The organism is Nonlabens antarcticus (assembly GCF_015356755.1).
GTDB classification, from domain to species: Bacteria; Bacteroidota; Bacteroidia; order Flavobacteriales; family Flavobacteriaceae; genus Nonlabens; species Nonlabens antarcticus.
In genome coordinates this window covers 598,855-616,536 of record NZ_JADFCO010000065.1, presented here as the reverse complement: position 1 = coordinate 616,536, position 17,682 = coordinate 598,855, and the positions used below count along the sequence as shown (strand labels likewise).

16 protein-coding genes are annotated in these 17,682 nt (G+C 39.0%); 6 read left to right on the top strand and 10 right to left on the bottom strand.

From position 1 onward, the window contains the following. Window positions 1–90 precede the first annotated feature (90 nt). From ileS to IQ282_RS10905, 4 genes are read left to right on the top strand one after another with little or no spacing between them, the layout of a single operon-like run. Window positions 91–3,507, top strand: a complete 3,417-nt coding sequence (ileS, locus tag IQ282_RS10920; RefSeq protein WP_194851885.1) for an isoleucine--tRNA ligase — start codon at window positions 91–93, stop codon at window positions 3,505–3,507. Next, on the top strand, window positions 3,504–3,893 hold the full coding sequence (locus IQ282_RS10915; RefSeq protein WP_194851884.1) for a TraR/DksA family transcriptional regulator: 390 nt from the start codon (window positions 3,504–3,506) through the stop codon (window positions 3,891–3,893). Before ileS ends, IQ282_RS10915 begins: the two co-directional genes overlap by 4 nt. Continuing rightward, window positions 3,868–4,551 carry a DUF4097 family beta strand repeat-containing protein gene (locus IQ282_RS10910; protein WP_194851883.1) on the top strand — a complete coding sequence of 228 codons (684 nt, stop codon included), beginning with the start codon at window positions 3,868–3,870 and terminating at the stop codon, window positions 4,549–4,551. Before IQ282_RS10915 ends, IQ282_RS10910 begins: the two co-directional genes overlap by 26 nt. A gap of 36 nt (window positions 4,552–4,587) precedes the next feature. After that, complete coding sequence (locus tag IQ282_RS10905; RefSeq protein WP_194851882.1) at window positions 4,588–5,196, top strand: lipoprotein signal peptidase; 609 nt, start codon at window positions 4,588–4,590, stop codon at window positions 5,194–5,196. Window positions 5,197–5,216: 20 nt separating this feature from the next. On the opposite strand, the gene IQ282_RS10900 is transcribed toward IQ282_RS10905, so the two are convergent. From IQ282_RS10900 to IQ282_RS10875, 6 genes are all read right to left on the bottom strand, one after another. Continuing rightward, a complete protein-coding gene (locus IQ282_RS10900; protein ID WP_194851881.1) occupies window positions 5,217–5,624 on the bottom strand; it encodes a response regulator in 408 nt (135 codons plus the stop codon). Between the two features lie 2 nt (window positions 5,625–5,626). Then, window positions 5,627–6,754, bottom strand: a complete 1,128-nt coding sequence (locus IQ282_RS10895) for an ATP-binding protein (protein ID WP_194851880.1) — start codon at window positions 6,752–6,754, stop codon at window positions 5,627–5,629. An 86-nt stretch (window positions 6,755–6,840) separates the two neighbouring features. Then, entirely contained in the window at window positions 6,841–7,413 is a 573-nt protein-coding gene (locus tag IQ282_RS10890) for a 5-formyltetrahydrofolate cyclo-ligase (RefSeq protein ID WP_194851879.1), read from the bottom strand. Continuing rightward, entirely contained in the window at window positions 7,403–8,362 is a 960-nt protein-coding gene (locus tag IQ282_RS10885; protein WP_228547295.1) for a succinylglutamate desuccinylase/aspartoacylase family protein, read from the bottom strand. The genes IQ282_RS10890 and IQ282_RS10885 overlap by 11 nt, the downstream gene beginning before the upstream one ends. Window positions 8,363–8,364: 2 nt before the next feature. Then, on the bottom strand, window positions 8,365–9,237 hold the full coding sequence (gene rimK, locus IQ282_RS10880) for a 30S ribosomal protein S6--L-glutamate ligase (RefSeq protein WP_194851878.1): 873 nt from the start codon (window positions 9,235–9,237) through the stop codon (window positions 8,365–8,367). Further along, window positions 9,227–9,664, bottom strand: coding sequence for an ATP-dependent zinc protease family protein (locus IQ282_RS10875; protein ID WP_194851958.1), 438 nt, complete (start codon window positions 9,662–9,664; stop codon window positions 9,227–9,229). The genes rimK and IQ282_RS10875 overlap by 11 nt, the downstream gene beginning before the upstream one ends. Before the next feature lie 208 nt (window positions 9,665–9,872). Between IQ282_RS10875 and IQ282_RS10870 the strand changes: the two genes are divergently transcribed. Continuing rightward, a complete protein-coding gene (locus IQ282_RS10870) occupies window positions 9,873–11,195 on the top strand; it encodes an alkaline phosphatase D family protein (RefSeq protein WP_194851877.1) in 1,323 nt (440 codons plus the stop codon). Here IQ282_RS10870 and IQ282_RS10865 read toward each other — a convergent pair whose 3' ends face one another. After that, window positions 11,196–12,038, bottom strand: a complete 843-nt coding sequence (locus IQ282_RS10865; RefSeq protein ID WP_228547294.1) for an alpha/beta hydrolase — start codon at window positions 12,036–12,038, stop codon at window positions 11,196–11,198. A 133-nt stretch (window positions 12,039–12,171) separates the two neighbouring features. On the opposite strand from IQ282_RS10865, the gene IQ282_RS10860 reads away from it, so the two are divergent. Continuing rightward, the gene (locus IQ282_RS10860) at window positions 12,172–12,873 is read left to right on the top strand and encodes a YqjF family protein (RefSeq protein ID WP_194851876.1); all 702 of its coding nucleotides are present in this window, start codon (window positions 12,172–12,174) and stop codon (window positions 12,871–12,873) included. Window positions 12,874–12,977: 104 nt separating this feature from the next. Here IQ282_RS10860 and IQ282_RS10855 read toward each other — a convergent pair whose 3' ends face one another. The 3 genes from IQ282_RS10855 to IQ282_RS10845 form a co-directional block, all read right to left on the bottom strand. Continuing rightward, window positions 12,978–15,725: a carboxypeptidase regulatory-like domain-containing protein gene (locus IQ282_RS10855; protein WP_194851875.1), complete on the bottom strand. Its 2,748-nt coding sequence runs from the start codon at window positions 15,723–15,725 to the stop codon at window positions 12,978–12,980. 72 nt (window positions 15,726–15,797) lie between these two features. Next, the gene (locus IQ282_RS10850; RefSeq protein ID WP_194851874.1) at window positions 15,798–16,646 is read right to left on the bottom strand and encodes a GLPGLI family protein; all 849 of its coding nucleotides are present in this window, start codon (window positions 16,644–16,646) and stop codon (window positions 15,798–15,800) included. Between the two features lie 84 nt (window positions 16,647–16,730). Continuing rightward, on the bottom strand, window positions 16,731–17,600 hold the full coding sequence (locus IQ282_RS10845; protein ID WP_194851873.1) for a GLPGLI family protein: 870 nt from the start codon (window positions 17,598–17,600) through the stop codon (window positions 16,731–16,733). Between the last annotated feature and the right edge of the window lie 82 nt (window positions 17,601–17,682).

The window sequence follows — 17,682 nt, the reverse complement described above, 5'->3', positions numbered from 1 at the left end:
CTATTCCAAAGGACAGACTTAAGTATGCTCTTTGGAATGAAAAGACTTCTCTTTTTTCCGTACTTTTGCCAGCCTTAAAACAGTAGCAGAATGAGTACTAAATTCAAGGAATACAAAGGGTTGAACCTACCAGAAGTTGATGAGCGCATCAGAACATTTTGGAAGGAAAACGACATTTTTAATAAGTCGATGACGACTCGTGAGGGAAATGATCCCTTTATTTTCTTTGAAGGTCCACCATCTGCTAACGGTCTTCCCGGAATCCATCACGTGATGGGGCGCACCATCAAAGATCTTTTTTGCCGATTCAAAACTCAACAAGGCTACCAGGTCAATCGCAAGGCGGGCTGGGACACCCATGGACTTCCCGTGGAACTGGGTGTGGAGAAAGCACTGGGGATTTCTAAAGAAGATATAGGAACTAAAATTAGCGTTGAAGAATACAACGAAGAATGTAAAAAGGCCGTCCTCAAATACACTGACATCTGGAGTCAGCTCACTGACGACATGGGCTACTGGGTAGATATGGAAGATCCATACATTACCTACAAGTCTAAATATATGGAGTCTGTATGGTGGTTGTTGAAAGAGATCTATTCTAAGAATTTGATCTACAAAGGCTACACAATCCAGCCTTATTCTCCTGCTGCGGGAACGGGTTTGAGTTCGCATGAGTTGAACCAGCCCGGAACTTATCAAGATGTTACGGATACCACGGTTACAGCTCAATTTAAGGTTGTCGACCCATCGAAATTACCGTTTGAAACCAACGGCGAAGTTTTTTTCCTTGCCTGGACGACGACACCTTGGACGTTGCCTTCAAACACCGCGTTGACGGTGGGAAACAAGATTGATTATGTTCTGGTTGATACCTTCAACCAATACACTGGTGAGCCCATGCAGGTAATTCTTGCAGAGAAATTAGTAGGCTCGCAATTCGGAAAGAAATATCAGAATATGGAGGAGGAATCCGCTTTCGCGGAAGCGAAACAATCCTACCAAATTTCTGACAAAAAAACCCCTTATTCAATATTAGGAAGCTGTAAGGGAAGCGAGCTTATAAACATGCGCTATGAGCAATTGCTCACATATGCTACACCGTTTGAAAACGCGCAAGATGCCTACCGCATTATCGCTGGTGATTTTGTAACTACTGAGGATGGAACAGGAATCGTGCATACTGCACCCACTTTTGGAGCAGATGATGCGCTGGTTTCTAAACAGGCAAACCCACCGATCCCGCCGATGCTTGTCCTCGATGAAAATCAGAACCCAGTACCGTTAGTCAACCTTCAAGGAAAATTCCGTGATGAGTTGCCAGAGATAGGTGGAAAGTATGTGAAGAATGAATATTTCGCAGAAGGTGAGGCGCCAGAACGTTCTGTGGATGTAGATATCGCGATCAAGCTTAAGGAAGATAATCGCGCCTTTAATGTTGAGAAATACGTGCACAGTTATCCGCATTGTTGGAGGACTGATAAGCCTATTTTATATTATCCGCTGGATAGTTGGTTCATTAAAGTGACCGAGTTTAAGGATCGCATGCATGAGTTGAACAAACAGATCAACTGGAAACCTAAATCTACTGGTGAGGGACGTTTTGGCAACTGGCTAGCAAATGCAAATGACTGGAACCTTTCACGTTCCAGATTCTGGGGAATTCCATTGCCCATCTGGAGAAATGAAACTGGAACCGAGGAAAAATTTATAGGTTCCATAGAAGAATTGATGACGGAAATTGAGAAATCTGTCGATGCTGGCTTTATGATGGAGAATCCGTTTGCCGGTTTCAAATCTGGCGACATGAGCGAGCAGAATTATGACCTGGTAGACTTGCATAAAAACGTAGTCGATGCTATTTATCTTGTAGGAGATAGTGGTGAAAAACTGACCAGAGAAGCAGACCTGATCGATGTGTGGTTTGATTCTGGTTCCATGCCATACTCTCAATGGCACTACCCGTTTGAGAATAAAGAAGTAGTAGAAAACCAGTTGCGCAAGGCTGATTTTATTGCAGAAGGTGTGGATCAGACCAGAGGTTGGTTTTACACACTGCACGCGATTGCTACCATGATCAGTGATGATATCGCCTACAAAAATGTGGTTTCAAACGGTCTGGTTTTAGACAAAAACGGACAGAAAATGTCTAAGAGATTGGGCAATGCTGCAGACCCATTCGAGACACTAGGCAAATATGGTGCAGATGCGACGCGCTGGTATATGGTCAGCAATGCAAACCCTTGGGATAACCTAAAATTTGACGTCGACGGCATTACAGAAGTCCAGCGCAAGTTTTTCGGCACACTTTATAATACCTACAGCTTCTTCGCTTTGTATGCGAATGTGGATGCATTCCGCTTTCGCGAAAGCGAAATACCATTAGAAGAACGGCCAGAAATCGATCGCTGGGTGCTATCAGAATTGAATACTTTAATCAAGGATACGACGTCTTTTTATGAAGATTATGAGCCTACCAAGGCTGCCAGAGCTATTACCACTTTTGTGACGGAGAACCTGAGCAATTGGTACGTACGTTTGTGTAGAAGACGTTTCTGGAAAGGTGATTATCAGCAAGATAAAATTGCTGCGTATCAGACATTATATACTTGTTTGAAGACTGTCGCTCAACTGGGCGCTCCTATCGCTCCGTTTTTCATGGATCAATTGTACCGTGATCTAACCACGGTTTGTGAGTCAACTGCCAGTGAAAGCGTGCACTTGTCACTATTCCCTAAGTGTGATGAAAGTGCTATCAATCCAGAGCTGGAGGAAAAAATGCACAAGGCGCAGACAATTTCCAGTCTGACATTATCACTGAGAAAAAAAGAATCTATAAAGGTGCGTCAGCCATTGCAGCGCATTATGATTCCTGTACTTGATGAACGTGACAGAAAGCAGATTGAAGCCATTGCAGACCTCATAAAAAGTGAGGTAAATGTAAAAGAAGTTGAGCTCATAGGCGATGCCAGTGGAATCCTCGTTAAAGAGATCAAACCTAACTTCAAGGCTTTGGGACCGCGATTTGGGAAGGATATGAAGCTGGTAGCGGGAATGATCAATAGTTTTCAACAAGAAGACATTGCATTGTTAGAAAAAACAGGTGAGAAATCAATCGAGATTGATGGAAAACAAATTACATTGGACCTTGCTGATGTAGAAATTAGCTCTAAGGATATTGAAGGCTGGCTTGTTGCAAATCAGTCTGGAATAACAGTGGCGCTGGACGTTTCCATCACCCCAGAATTGAAAAAAGAAGGAATAGCAAGAGAACTGGTCAATAGAATCCAGAACATTAGAAAGGATTCTGGACTTGAGGTTACAGATCGCATTATGGTAGAAATCAAATCCCATGAGCAGATTGATGAAGCCATTGCAAGCAATGAGCAATATGTGAAGGATGAAACCCTTGCAAATGCCATTGAAATTAAAAATGAATTAGTTAACGGTACGGAAATTGATTTTGACGAAATAAGAACGGTTATCCGTATTAAAAAAATCCAACTATGAGTACATCTGCAGATGAAAAAATAAGGTATAATGAAAAGGACCTTGCGCACTTTAAGCAAATCGTTAAAAGTAAGATTGAAGAGGCTACAGAGCAATATGAATTGATCAAAAGTGCCTTTACAAACGATGCTGACAATGGTACGGAAGATACTGCTCCACAATTTAAAGCTTTTGATGAAGGAAGTGCTGTTATGAGCAAAGAGGCAAATGCAGCTCTTGCCATACGTCAAGAGAAATTTATCCGTGATTTGAAAAATGCTCTAATACGCATTGAAAATAAGTCTTATGGGGTTTGTAGAGTTACTGGTAAACTTATTGCAAAAGAGCGTTTAGAACTCGTTCCTCATGCAACTTTGAGTATTGAGGCAAAGAATATGCAGGATTAGTGATGTCGTGGCATATCAAAAGATTATAAACATATATTTTCTGACATTCTTTTTATGCGGATCCTTATTCTGTCAAGCACAGAATAAGGATTCTGTATATACTCACACTGAATCACGCAACGAGAACTTTACAACTGTTTTTATAGAATTAGAACATTTTGTAGAATTAGAAATTTCTACTACTAAGGAGAAAGGCTTCTATGTTAGTGATGAGAAGCAATCAGGGGAATATAGTAAGGCATTATTGTTAAATACGAAAGTTGCTAACGATACTTTGTTTGTTACGGATCCCAAAAATCCCGTTTTTACATTTCCACAGGATAAATTAAGTGCTCATAAAATCACGGATACTAGAGCTATTCTAGTATTGCCTGAGAATAAAAATCTGTTTCTTAATCTAGTTAACAGCAATGTAAAAATAAGTGGTGACTATAAGCGTCTTATTCTTAACATTCACACAGGAGATGCGATTTTCAAGAAACTGTCTGGCGATGTCACCGTTATAAGTGTTAATGCTGATGTAGCTGCGACGGCACTTAAAAGTTATATGTTTGATGGCTCTTCCAGAAATGGAACTCTATCGATTAAACAAAATAAAAGTACTACAAAATATGTATTCAAGGTTGAAGCCATCAACGGAGACATTTACTTGAACTGATATTTTATATATTGTAAATAAGGTATTCCCACAATAATGAAATTATACAAAGCCATTCTTATTATCGCCCTTGTCCTAATTGTAGACCAGGCTAGTAAGGTTTACATCAAGCTAAACTACATGCTACGGGATTCCAGAAATCCCATTGTGGACTGGGATAAGTTCCAATTGCTTTTTTACGAAAACCCTGGAGCGGCTTGGGGCTTTGAATTACCGGGAGATTACGGTAAAATGGTTTTAACAATATTTCGTCTATTTGCTATTTGCGGGATCGGGTATTGGCTTTGGAAAAGTGTAAAAAATCACAGTCATAAAATATTAACCGTGTGTATCGCGCTTATTTTTGCTGGTGCTTTAGGGAATATTATCGATAGTGTTTTCTACGGTGTTATATTTTCTGGCAGCACCACTAGCGTTGCTACTTTATTCCCAGCAAATGGTGGTTATGGCACTTGGTTTCATGGAGAAGTTGTAGATATGTTGTACTTCCCACTCTTTAATGGAACCTGGCCACAATGGGTTCCAAGTGTAGGAGGACAAACTTTTACTTTTTTCAATGCTGTATTCAATATCGCGGATAGTGCTATATCTGTGGGTGTGATATTATTAATTTTGTTTAGTAAAAGAGCTTTTCCAGAGAAATAAGTGAATTGCTACTGATAACCTTATTTAGTAAAAGCTAGAGCAATGGCTTCTTTAGAAATAGGCTTGTTCATAAAGAGATTCACAATGCCATGATTCTCTGCTCGATCAACTTCCTCTGGATTGATGGTAGAGCTTACCACGTTTAATCGGACATCATTAGCAAGTAGCTTGTTTGCGTAAGGCTCAATATGCTCTAAAAACTCCCAACCGTTCATAATGGGCATATTAAGATCCAGCAGGATAATTTCTGGAAGCAACTCCTCATCGTTATCTATGTTATTCTTAAAGTATTCCAACGCCTCTTGACCGTTTGCAAATACGATTATCTCGCGTGCAAAATGGTTCTGGTTTATGAGCATGGTAATGAGACTAACGTAGAGCTTATCATCGTCGATAATACATACTTTAGAAATTAGAGGGTCTGTCATGTTTAAAACTTAACGGTAAAACTGCTCCCTATGGTGGATGCACTGTTAACTACAAGATCACCTCCTAACGCTTCAACTTGATTTTTGGCTAGGAATAAAGCGAGGCCATTGGAGTCTTTCAGTTTTTGCTGATCTGTAAATGCTTGAAAAACGCTTTCTTTTTGAGAAGTCAAATCTATACCGCGACCGTTGTCCTTAACCACAAGCAGCCTTTTCTTATTTTTTACTTTTGTTTTAATCTCTATGTACGAGGATTTAGAAGGGTCTCTATACTTAATTGCATTCTGAACCAGGGTATAAACAATATTCTCAAAAAATGCAGGTACGTATTCAAAAAATTGAAGCTTAACAAAATCTGTTTTCACAGTAATTTCTGCCTTCTCTAGTTCTTTTTGAAGACGAATTAGAACCTTATCTACAACGGTTTTGACATTGATAACCTCATAAACTTTTTTCTGAGAATTGATAGTAACTACCTGATTTAAGTGCTCTAATGTGCTGCTCAAATTATTAGATATTTCACCTAAGTAGGAGTAAAAAACTTTAGTCCTATCATCTTCTAAAACTTCCTTAAACAACTCTAACGTCAATTCAAGATTGCTGCTATGGGAGCGTAAATTATGAGAAACGATATGCGCAAAATGCAATAATCTTTCATTTTGAGCTTTGATAACCTGACTGTGTTTCTCTAATTCCTTCTTCTCTCTTACATATTTATCGATGCTGGTGAAAACACCACGTACTCCTATCATCTCCCCTTCTTCATCATGTTTAGGCTTTCCTGTAAACCGCATCCAGATTTCTTGATTACTACAGGTATTCATCAAAACATCTCTTTCAAAACGGTTTCCAGTTTGACAATCGCGGATCAAATCTTTTAAGTCTCTAGGAGAAGAAAGCAGATAAGCTGCTTCATTTATCGACGGCATATAATCTACAGGCATGTGAAGTATCTCACGGCCTATGGTGTCGATAAAAAAAGCGTTTTGTTTAAAGTTTGCACTATAAACTCCTGTCCGTGTAGCTTCTGCTACTTCTGACAGAAAATAGGCTTTATCCTCTTGTGAGGAATTAAAATAATCATTGCAGTCTAACATCTTATAGGGGGGAAGCGTGTCAGTTAAAATCAAGTTATGGTACTAGATTGTTCAAATTAAAGAAAACTATCGACCATAAGCGCATGGATTACCTTTAATCTCCTAAAAAAATCTTATTGTTATTTAAACCTCACGATGCCTTTAGGGGTAACTAGTTGGTTTAATGGTATATCAGTCGATTCAGTCGCTATTTCAAAATCTAACGGTTCAAAAAAGGAGAGGCCTATTTTAATAGTATTTGAACGACATTTAGACAAAAACCGATCGTAAAAACCCTTTCCATATCCTACTCTATTACCACTACTGTCCGCGGCGAGTAAGGGTATAAAGACTACATCCATATCTTTGGCGTCAATCTCAAATTCATTTTCTTGAGGTTCTGGAATACCGTATTCATTGATCTTTATAACTGTTTGATCGGTCAATAAGAAGTGTCGTAATTCGGAGGTCTTAAAATCACTTCTCGACAAAGCAACATTTTTATCCCTACCCTGTAAGATTTGAAGAATATATTCTGTTCTGATTTCATTTTTAATATCAATAGATAAAAACAAATGAAACAATTTTTGGTCCCAAATATCTAATTTGAGTGTATTGTTAGCTATGCATACACTGAGTTCATGAATATCTTCTTCAGACAAATCTGCTCTTTTGGCGAGGTATTCCTTTCGTAAGTTAACTTTACTCTTCATCCTTACTTATATGAAAAATCGCGTCACCTTGATATACTAATGGGCTGTGGTTTACATTAATTACAAAGCCGTCATGAGGAGCGTTAACTTTGTGACGCATTGTTCCATAAGGATCTGTAATGGAGGCAATCATTTCACCCTTTTCTACACGTTTACCGTTTACCACACGTGGATGTAACAAGCCACTGTATCTAGCACGCACCCACTTTGAACGTTTGATTATATGTACAGGCTTTTCGTTTTCATGAACTAATGATTTGTCCTGGAGCATTCCTAAATGATCTATGATCCTGATGGCACCGTTGACCGCGGTTAAGATCACATTTTTATCACTTTGCTGCGATTTCCCTCCTTCGAACAATAAATACTTCTTGCCCATTTTGCAACAAGTTTCTCTGAAGGTTTTGGGAATATTCTTAGAATGGATCAAAAATGGTGGCTGGAATACGTGAGCCAGAGCTAAGCTTTCAATCTCCATGGGGTCAACCCTCAATTGTGGTGCGTTAAATCGCTGTGCACCTCCAGTATGAAAATCCATTACTAAATCAACATGCGGTAAAATACCTTTAGTAACTTGGTAGGCAAAACGACTTGCCAAAGAACCATTTTTTGTTCCTGGAAATACTCTGTTTAAATCTCTACCGTCAGGAAATTCGCGCTGCATATTTAGGAAACCAAAAACATTAACTACGGGAATAGCGATGATCATTCCTTTTTTAGGACGCACCACTTTTTTAGAAATTAACTGCCGCACCACCTCAACGCCGTTAAATTCGTCACCATGAAGACCTCCAGTAAGTAAAACAATAGGACCAGCTCTTTTCGCACGGTGGATAATAACTGGAATATCTACCACGGTAGAGGTATACAACCGCGCCATGTTAAAGTTGAGCGTGTGGCTAGTACCCGGCTTTATAACAGTTCCTAAAATAGTAATGTCAGTTGCCATATTTATATATTGTTTTCTATGTATCTCACGATTTCGCGAGCGATATTATATTTTGTTGCAGCTTCAATACCTTCCAATCCCGGTGAGCTATTCACCTCCAGTACCAGCGGGCCACGACTACTTTGCAATAAATCAACACCGCATACTCCCAACCCCAGTGATTTTGCAGCTGCAATCGCCGTATTTTCTTCCTCTCTGGAAAGCTTAATCTTCATTGCCGTGCCGCCGCGATGCAGGTTAGAACGGAATTCTCCTTTCTGCGCCTGACGTTTCATAGCTCCTACTACTTTATCACCAACGACAAACACCCGTAAATCTGCACCGCCCGCTTCCTTTATAAATTCTTGCACAATCACACGAGACTCCAGCGTGTTATAAACTTCTAAAATAGTTTCTGCGCTTTCAAAGTTTTCGGCAAGATTGACTCCTATTCCTTGAGTTCCTTCCAGTACTTTAATAATACAAGGTGGTCCATCTACCATTTCTAGAATAGCGCTAGTATGCTTTCCAAAATTTGTAAAAGCCGTTTTAGGCATTCCTACACCAGAGCTGCTCAACCGTTGCAAGCTCTGCAACTTATCGCGACTGCGAACCAAGGCATGAGAACTTACCGTCGTAAAACATTTCATGGCCTCAAACTGGCGCACTATTGCCGTACCGTAAAAAGTAATACTTGCGCCTATTCTTGGGATAATAGCATCGGGTTTGTCTAGACGCACTCCTTTATAAAAAACAGTAGGCTTTTGTTTTTCAAGTTTTATATCGCATCTAAGGGGATCAATCACCTTTACCTCGTGACCGGCAGCTTTTATTTCTTCTACCATACGCGCAGTACTGTAAATGTTACTGCTTCTGGATAGGATGTTAATCTTCATGTTGGGATTGTAAATAGGATATATCCTGCAATTCAGGATCTACAATGAGTTTTTTAGAAAGGAATTTTCGCCCCAAAAGTACGGGGAAACGCATCTCTGACCTATCGTTCAATGTGAGCGATATCTTATAAAGCTTCCCAAAAAGTCTGATGTTTGATTTTACTTCAAACCGCTCCTCTTTTGCTCCGTTACTGCTGCGTACCGTTGTCACTTCATAATCATTAAACTGGATGTTCTGACCATGGAATTGCGGGTGACTCTCATCTAGAAAAATCGCATGTAAAACACCGTCTTTTTCAACAATATCCTGGCAATGAATGCTTGATGTGTACGCACCGGTATCAATTTTCACATCAATCTCCTCCAGATTTAATTTAGGGAAATCTGCTTTATCAGTGCGTCCTATGATAATTTTTTTGTTCTTAATCACTGTATCTTAAAATAGGGTTGCAAGTTACAAAGCTTTGAGAAGTTACGTTGCCTATGTATTATTAAAGGTCGTCTAGATAATTCATCGACTTGGAATGATTTCGCTTTCGCGAAAGCGAACTCGCATCAAATCTCTAACAACTTAAAAATGGCATATATTTAATTACTCCCATTAAATTTCTCAACTTTACAGGAAAGCTTTCTCCATGAAAAACCTTCTAGTTTATTTATTTGCAATCTGTCTATCTACCAGTGCCATTGCTCAAGGGGAGTTGGTGAATTCTGGACCGATGCTAGGCTATTCCGGGTTTCGGGAAGTTCTTTTATGGCTTCAAACTACAGAACCTGCAGAGGTAAAAGTTGGGTATTGGAAAGATGGCGAAAAAGAGCGCTTTACTGAAACGTTCTCAACGCTTAAGAAAGATGATTTAATAGCTAAGGTTTTTCCAGATCAGGTTGATTATGGGACTACCTACAATTATAAAGTTTACATAAATGACAAACCTGTCATCAGTAAATTTAAACTGGAGTTTCAAACGCAACCTTTATGGCAATACCGTACAAACCCGCCAGATTTTAGAGTAGCACTGGGTTCCTGTAGTTTTATTCATGAGGTGCAGGATGATAACCCACAACCTTATGGTGGCGGCTATGAGATTTTTAATTCCATCACCCAGAAAAATCCAGATCTGATGTTATGGATGGGCGATAATATGTATTTGCGAACTCCTGATTTCCTGACTGAAAACGGTATACGTCACAGATACCGTCACACCAGAAGAAATACAGAAATGCAAGAATTACTCGCCACAACCCACAATTATGCAACCTGGGACGATCACGATTATGGCCCGAATGATGGTAATCGCAGCTACGTTTTAAAAGAAACTACAGAAAAAGTATTCAATGATTACTGGGGAAACCTAAATACAAATGCCGCGGGAAATGGCGGTGTCGCACAGCAATTTGTATGGAACGATGTGGAGTTTTTCATGCTCGATAACAGAACACATCGAGCGCCCAACAATTCGTTAGCAACAAATAAAGATTATCTAGGCAAGGAACAAATAGACTGGCTGATTGATGCCTTAACCAGTAGCAAAGCAAGTTTCAAAATCGTGATTAGTGGCGGTCAGATTATAAGCGATGCAGCCGTATATGAGAACTATGTCACTTTTCCAGAAGAACGGCAGCGATTACTTGATCGACTAGAAGCAGAACGCATTGAAGGTGTGGTTTTCATGAGTGGAGATCGACATCATACAGAAATTTCCAGACTGGAACGTCAGGGGGCTTATCCATTAATTGACATTACGTGCTCACCTCTTACCGCGGGAACACATGCCGCCCGTGATGAGGGAAACACATTGCAGGTTTCAGGTAAAACGTTCTACGATCACAATTTTGGAACCTTGGATGTAAGTGGGCCTTGGGGAAATCGTGAATTATTATTGACCATTTATGATGCTCAGGGCGATTCTGTTTTTGATTACTCTATTTCTCAGCAAGAGCTCAACTATCCAGAATAGTTACTGGTGCATAAACTGGCTGATTTCTTCATAGCGATCATTCCAAGGCCAAAATAATTGGGTCACCATCGCTGCGTGTTTTTTATCAAGCCATTGAATTTTTACGTCAGGCTGGAATTTGTTTAATTCCTTAATGAAAGCCTTGTTGCTGGAGGTAATTGATTCATATGATTTTTCCCCAGTATAAATTTTCATCTTTGGCGTTTGAGCTGTTATGAAATTAATAGGTGACGCCTGCTTCCAGTTTTCTGGATCGTCTGTCCAGGTTGACAGATAGTCCTGGCTAGTCGTGGGAGGGTTCTTTTTTAAATAACTCTCCATATCCAGACCGGCAGAATCATTAAGTATAATTCCCTTAATATCTTTTTGATCAATACCATAGGAAGGATTCATAGTAGCCAGTGCCACTAAGTGTCCACCCGCAGAGTGACCTGTCAAATAAATTTGCGATGGATTACCACCATATGCTGATATGTTCTCTTTGACCCACTTAATGGAAGTGGCAATTTCTCTAGCCATCTCATCATAACTAACTTTCGGACTTTTTGTATAATCAGGTAAAACTGCAACCATATCATGATGGGCAAAATTTCTACCTATAGATCCATAAATCTCTTTTTTTCCACTGTTCCAGTTGCCACCATACACAAATATTAAAACGGGTTGTGGATTTTTTAAAGCTTTTTTAGGAGCATAAATATGAAGCGTTGGACTTTCTGAAATACCTTGAATTTGACTGCCATAATCAATATTCTTCGTTTTTTTTACAGCGCAAGAAGTGAAAAACGTTACCATAATAAAAATAGTGAGTAATGGTGCTAGTCTTTTTATTTTAAGGCTCATCGAGGTTATTTTAGGTCTATTTAAGCGACTGTAATAGAGTTAGTCCGCATCAATATTAATGCAAATCGGTTTGTGACTTTCTCAATAAAACCCATTTAACCTAAGTATAACGAGTACCACAGTACCTTTACATATGTCTTTTCTTACCTCTACCTGGAAATATCTTCCGTTTGCAAACTATAAAGTGGATCCCTCACTGTTGATACCACACCTTCCCAATGGGACAGAATTAGACCTGCGTGGTGATCTTGCTGATATCAGCCTTGTAGGATTGCGGTTTGAAAATACCCGAATTTTAAATTCACCCATCCCTTTTCACATCAATTTTAGCGAGATCAACCTTCGGTTTTATGTGAAACAAACAGGAACTGATAGACGTGGTGTCGTATTTATTAAAGAAATTGTTGATCGACCCATGATAACTTTGGTAGCAAATAACCTATATCATGAGCGCTATGAAACCATGCCGGTCACCTTTGATTTGAATGAAAACTCTAAAGGAAACTCTCATGTAAAGTATCGCTGGAAACCTAAGGACTGGCAACAATTCTCAATTTCCTATGAGCCAGAAATCCTTCAAATCGAGGATGGAAGCAACGAGCAATTTATTCTTGAACGCTATTATGGCTACTCAGAATACAATAAGAAAACAACCTATGAATATGAAGTTTGTCACGCCAGTTGGGAGCATTTCAAAGTAACCGACTTTAAGATAGACGTTGATTTTGAACAGACTTATGGTGCAGAATTTGCCATTCTTAATACCTTAAAACCGGAGACTGTTTTGATGGCCCAAGGTTCTAGGGTTTCTATTGAAAATAAACGAAAATTATAGTTCTGAAGCTTGAAAATAGTTCGCTTTCGCGAAAGCGAAACCCTCATAAAACAAAAAATGCAATGTCTATCGACATTGCATTTTTTTATATAAGTACTCGTATTCTAGATATCGTACTTGAACTGTAAGTAAACGTATCGAGGTAACACGTAGGTGTCGTTAGTACTCGTGGCGATCTGCCCAAAATTGTTGTTACTATTAAATCTAGTGTTTAAGAGATTTGTCGCCGCAAGCTTGTATTCCCATTTAGAATCAGGTTGATTGTAAAACAAAGAAGCTTCTAAAAAGTCCAAATTATTCTTAACACCACCAGTAGCTTTAAATATAGTTAGGTCATATTCTGCCACCAGTTGCAAGGATTCCCCTATCTGCCAGTCTGCATCGATTCCCAAAGTCTGTCTGGTAGAGTTGGTTTCTCTATTTCCATTATCGTTATTGTTATAGGTAATATTATAATTCACATCAAAATTCACCCCATCTTGATAATTACTGCGAACACTGGCTCCATAACCTTGAGAAAGGCTTTTTGACTCTAATATTTCTGTATTGATAATATTATTGAATGTATTTAGAGAAACATTTGCATTCAATCCTGCTCTAATTTTTCCAAATTCTCTAGTAAAGCTTCCAAAACCACTCACCGATTCATTTGCTAAAGCCTGGTTGATATTAGTACTCACCTGGTTGATACCATTCAATATTGTGCTGGATTGCAATGCATCCCGCTGCTTTGTGTAAGTTATGTTTCCAAAAATGGTGGTGTAGTTAAACATATTAAAGTTATTATACCTTAAAGAAAGACGATCGTTAATGGCACCTTCTAACTGATTATTCCCCTGGTTTAATCGGTTGTAATTGTTAAATACGATTCCCTGGGCATAACTATCAACATCACTAAAACTCATCGTCTGAGCATAATCAAGATTCAATGATTCTGAAGATTTAAACTGATATCTAACATTAAGATCCGGCAAAAATTTACTGGATGAAATTTCGTTAGTTGCAACGTTTTGAATATCTGTCGTTTTAAAATGATGTACGTTAAAACCAGGCGTTACTGTGAACTTGTCAAAAATCACCTTATAGTGAAGGCCAGCATACAAATCTGAAAACCTATAATTGACATTGTTTCTTAAAGTTGGATCTGACAGTTCATTAATAGAGTTATCATCTAAAATCTGAAAAATGCTAGAGTCAAAGTCTTGATCCACCTGTATCGTTCCCAAAGTAAGGTTGAGATTACTCGTTTTATTTAAGATGTAAAAATAATCACCCTTAGCATCGAGTCTTTTAGTATCCACTAGTTTACGCTGGTTGATGTTATAAGGGTCAGATTGTATGAGTCCCAGCCCACCGTTACCGTTCAGGTCGGTAAATGGTTCTGGATCTTGTTGATCTCTTATATTTCTAATAGCATTGTAAAAAGGATCCTCTTCCTGATCTACATATCGCCCTTCAAATGTGAAAATACTTCTATCAGATGCTGTGTAGTAGGCGTTCAATGATTGATCAATCACCATAGGTTTTTGTGCATTGAGTTGATCAATGTCTTCAACAACGTTTTCAAAACCACCAGATACCGCTGGCTGGTTGCGCGAGGAGGTAAGGTCTGAAATCTGGCTAACATCGCTTATATTGAGTTGTCCATCGTATTCCAATGAAAAATTTGAATTGGGTTTATAATCACCGCCCAGTTTAAATATGGCAAGTTCATTACGTTGAAAACTCTGATCTATCGTGTTCTCTGTCGTCCCGTTTTGTATAAAAGACACTCGGGAATCTGTACGTGCGTCTGTATCCGTACTGGAAAAAATTGCAAATCCGTTAAAATCTAAAGACTTACTTGCTTTTACAGAAGCATTGAGTGCTGCAAATTTACTCTCTACATTTAATGCCTGATTATTACCAAAAGCTCCTAGACCACCAGCGCCTATACCTGCATTAATATCTGTTCCTGCCTGTCTTGTATTACCACGTCGTCCTCCAGTAAATCTTCTGTAATCGCTAAAGGTAAATGCCGGTAATCCCAGATTATTAAAATCTGTTAGCACATTAATGGAAAGATTGGGACTGTAATAAAAGGCTTTAGGTTTAACCAAATAACGCTCATCGTCACCTCCAAAACCACCACCGGCAGTCAATTCTCCGAACCAAAACTTCTCTTTACCTTCTTTCAATCTAATATTGATAGCAACCCGATCATCGTCATTTCCTAATCCTTTTAACTGGCTCACGTTGTTGAAATTTTTTAAAACCTCAACCTTTGAAATCGCGTCTGCGGGAATATTTTTAGTGGCAAGTCTGGAATCTCCTTCAAAAAATTCTTTACCATTTATAAATACGCGTTCCACGGCTTTTCCCTCGACCTGGATATCGCCTTCAGCGTTCACTTCCATTCCCGGTAATTTTTTGAGGACATCGCCCAGCTTTTTCTCGGTACCGTTAGTAAAGCTATCGGCATTGTAAACGATGGTGTCGCCTTTAATAGTGACCGGCATTTCATAAACGATGCTGATGGCATCCAGTTGGTCTGCACCATCCATCATGATAAAATTCTTTACCATATCCTCCTGAATCTTAGTTACCGTTTCTTCGATAGGTTTTAGTCCTAAAAAGGATACTTTCAAAACGTAGGTACTGTCTTGCTTTAAGTTCGCTAGCTGGTAGCGACCTTCTGTATTAGAGATCCCAAAAGCACCCATGGAATTGTTAGATCCATAGGCGATAACATTTGCCATCGCAACGGGTGTTCCCAGACTATCGATGATAGTTCCTGTAATTTTAATATTTTGTGCCTGTGCTGTAAAAGCTGTGAGAAGCAGAGCGACTAGTGCAAGAATAATTTTATTCATTATCTGGTTGGGTATTAAAAAGCGAGGTGTTTTAAACCTCGCATATGTTAGTATGGTTTATGTAAATAATAATTAATTTCTACGACTGCCTCTCCCGCGAAAGCGTTGTGACATTTCCTCCATTTTCTTTGTGAACGTAGCGTTATACTCGGCTTGTTTTATTTCATCGCCCTTAGTAGCAGGTTCTATGTCGTCTCTATTCTCTGGATTAAGAGCGATTTTTGTACATAACATGGTTGTATTATTTGCATTGATTTCTAAGATCAACCCTGGAAGACCACCATATTCTGCTGGACCGTGTTGAACGGGAATTTCTGGTGTGAACCATGCGGTTACAGTAGTCGTGTCATCTTTTTCAAACATATCTGTGATTTTAGTGGCCTCATCATCATCTTTCTTTTTCTTATCATCATCACGTCGTCTTCTAAAAGCACTCATATCCAGGTCATCATTCTTCTTCACCGCTGTAGCTTTCACCACAGTATAATTCCCTATCTTTTTTGTTTCACCTGTAATTTGCCAGTCCAATACTGGAAGATCATCTTTAATCAGGAAGGTTTTACCCATCATATCACGCTGCTCTGTGAAGGTTTGTGTAGTCATGTCCTTATATTTTTCACCACCCATCGATGAACCCATGAAATTTCCCCAGCCGCCACCTTGTCCTGGAGCTGCTAGTGCTACTTCTTCCTTCCATACAGATTCTGATCTATTGAATCTTAAAACAAAAGTTTTTTCACTTGCTTTTTTGAGGTTCTCTTCAATGCGCTTGCGTTGCTCTGCACTCATTTCACGGTTACCTTCCATCCAGCTTTTATCAATGGAGGCTTTAGAGAAATAGGTCGCTTCACCATATATGTCCTGTGCGGTAGACCAGGAAACTGCTCCTAACAGAGCTATAATAAAAAATATATTTTTCATTTCTTTTTTTTGGATTAGTCCCTTTTGTATTACAATAGTTACAAGAACTGATCTATGACTAGAAAGAAATGATATGGTTTAAATCTAATTCCGAATTATTTCTGTGACGATTACACCACTACCGCCGCTTCTTTCCATACGTTCTTTATATTTCTTTTTGGAAAGTGCATCAAAATCCTTCTGATTTATTTCTTTTCCGCTTCTCGGTTTTTTGATGTTCAGATCATTTTCGGGATTGATCTCTATTTTTGTACACAGTATAATAGTTTCAGACTCTTTTACCTCCAGAATCAATCCTGGTAATCCTTGATATTCTCCTGGTCCATTGCTAACGGGAATTTCTGGAGCATACCATGCCGTGATTGTTCTGTCTTTATCCTCGATTTGTGCTAATAAACCACCAGCTTCTTTCTCTTCTTCTTTTTTAGCTTTAGCCTCTTTCTGGCTTTCTGTTAATTCTGGCAGATAAGTTGCTTTGTAACAGAGGTAATTCCCTATCATTTTAGTCTCTTGTGAAAGTTGCCAGTTATATTGTGGCAGTTGATCAACAATCAAGAATTCCTTACCCAAGATTTCGTCTTCTTTAAAAAATTGTTGTTTCTGCAAATCTTTGTAGATGGTATTTGAAGCATTTCCCATTCCAGAAAAAGTCATGGAAAAACCTCCATTTGTAGTCGGTTTAGCAAGCTGCTTCACCTCTTCATAATAAGATTCTTTACCAGTAAATTCCAGCGTGAACTCATTCTTTTGACCTTTGCTTAATGACTCCATCATTTTAGCTCGCCATTCTGCCTGTTGCGGATTTTTTGCTTTGGTGGTATCCGGTTTGATATCGACTTTAGTTTGCGATATGTAATTTGCGATCGCTTTAAATTCTTGCTGGGCTTGTAGGGTGTTCGCTTTCGCGAAAGCGATATAAACAACAGCAACGGCCATCCATTTAAAATCTTTCATGATGATCTGGTTTTTAGTTCTTTCCAAAGATGCACTATTTCTCAGGTTCATATAAGTTAACGACCGTTAACGAGTGTTAACC

Bases quoted from the DNA above. Each gene is read 5' to 3' on its own strand.
- ileS (WP_194851885.1), top strand. From the start codon at position 91: ATGAGTACTAAATTCAAGGAATACAAAGGGTTGAACCTACCAGAAGTT.
- IQ282_RS10915 (WP_194851884.1), top strand. From the start codon at position 3,504: ATGAGTACATCTGCAGATGAAAAAATAAGGTATAATGAAAAGGACCTT.
- IQ282_RS10905 (WP_194851882.1), top strand. From the start codon at position 4,588: ATGAAATTATACAAAGCCATTCTTATTATCGCCCTTGTCCTAATTGTA.
- IQ282_RS10900 (WP_194851881.1), bottom strand. From the start codon at position 5,624: ATGACAGACCCTCTAATTTCTAAAGTATGTATTATCGACGATGATAAG.
- IQ282_RS10890 (WP_194851879.1), bottom strand. From the start codon at position 7,413: ATGAAGAGTAAAGTTAACTTACGAAAGGAATACCTCGCCAAAAGAGCA.
- IQ282_RS10885 (WP_228547295.1), bottom strand. From the start codon at position 8,362: ATGGCAACTGACATTACTATTTTAGGAACTGTTATAAAGCCGGGTACT.
- rimK (WP_194851878.1), bottom strand. From the start codon at position 9,237: ATGAAGATTAACATCCTATCCAGAAGCAGTAACATTTACAGTACTGCG.
- IQ282_RS10870 (WP_194851877.1), top strand. From the start codon at position 9,873: ATGAAAAACCTTCTAGTTTATTTATTTGCAATCTGTCTATCTACCAGT.
- IQ282_RS10865 (WP_228547294.1), bottom strand. From the start codon at position 12,038: ATGAGCCTTAAAATAAAAAGACTAGCACCATTACTCACTATTTTTATT.
- IQ282_RS10860 (WP_194851876.1), top strand. From the start codon at position 12,172: ATGTCTTTTCTTACCTCTACCTGGAAATATCTTCCGTTTGCAAACTAT.
- IQ282_RS10855 (WP_194851875.1), bottom strand. From the start codon at position 15,725: ATGAATAAAATTATTCTTGCACTAGTCGCTCTGCTTCTCACAGCTTTT.
- IQ282_RS10850 (WP_194851874.1), bottom strand. From the start codon at position 16,646: ATGAAAAATATATTTTTTATTATAGCTCTGTTAGGAGCAGTTTCCTGG.
- IQ282_RS10845 (WP_194851873.1), bottom strand. From the start codon at position 17,600: ATGAAAGATTTTAAATGGATGGCCGTTGCTGTTGTTTATATCGCTTTC.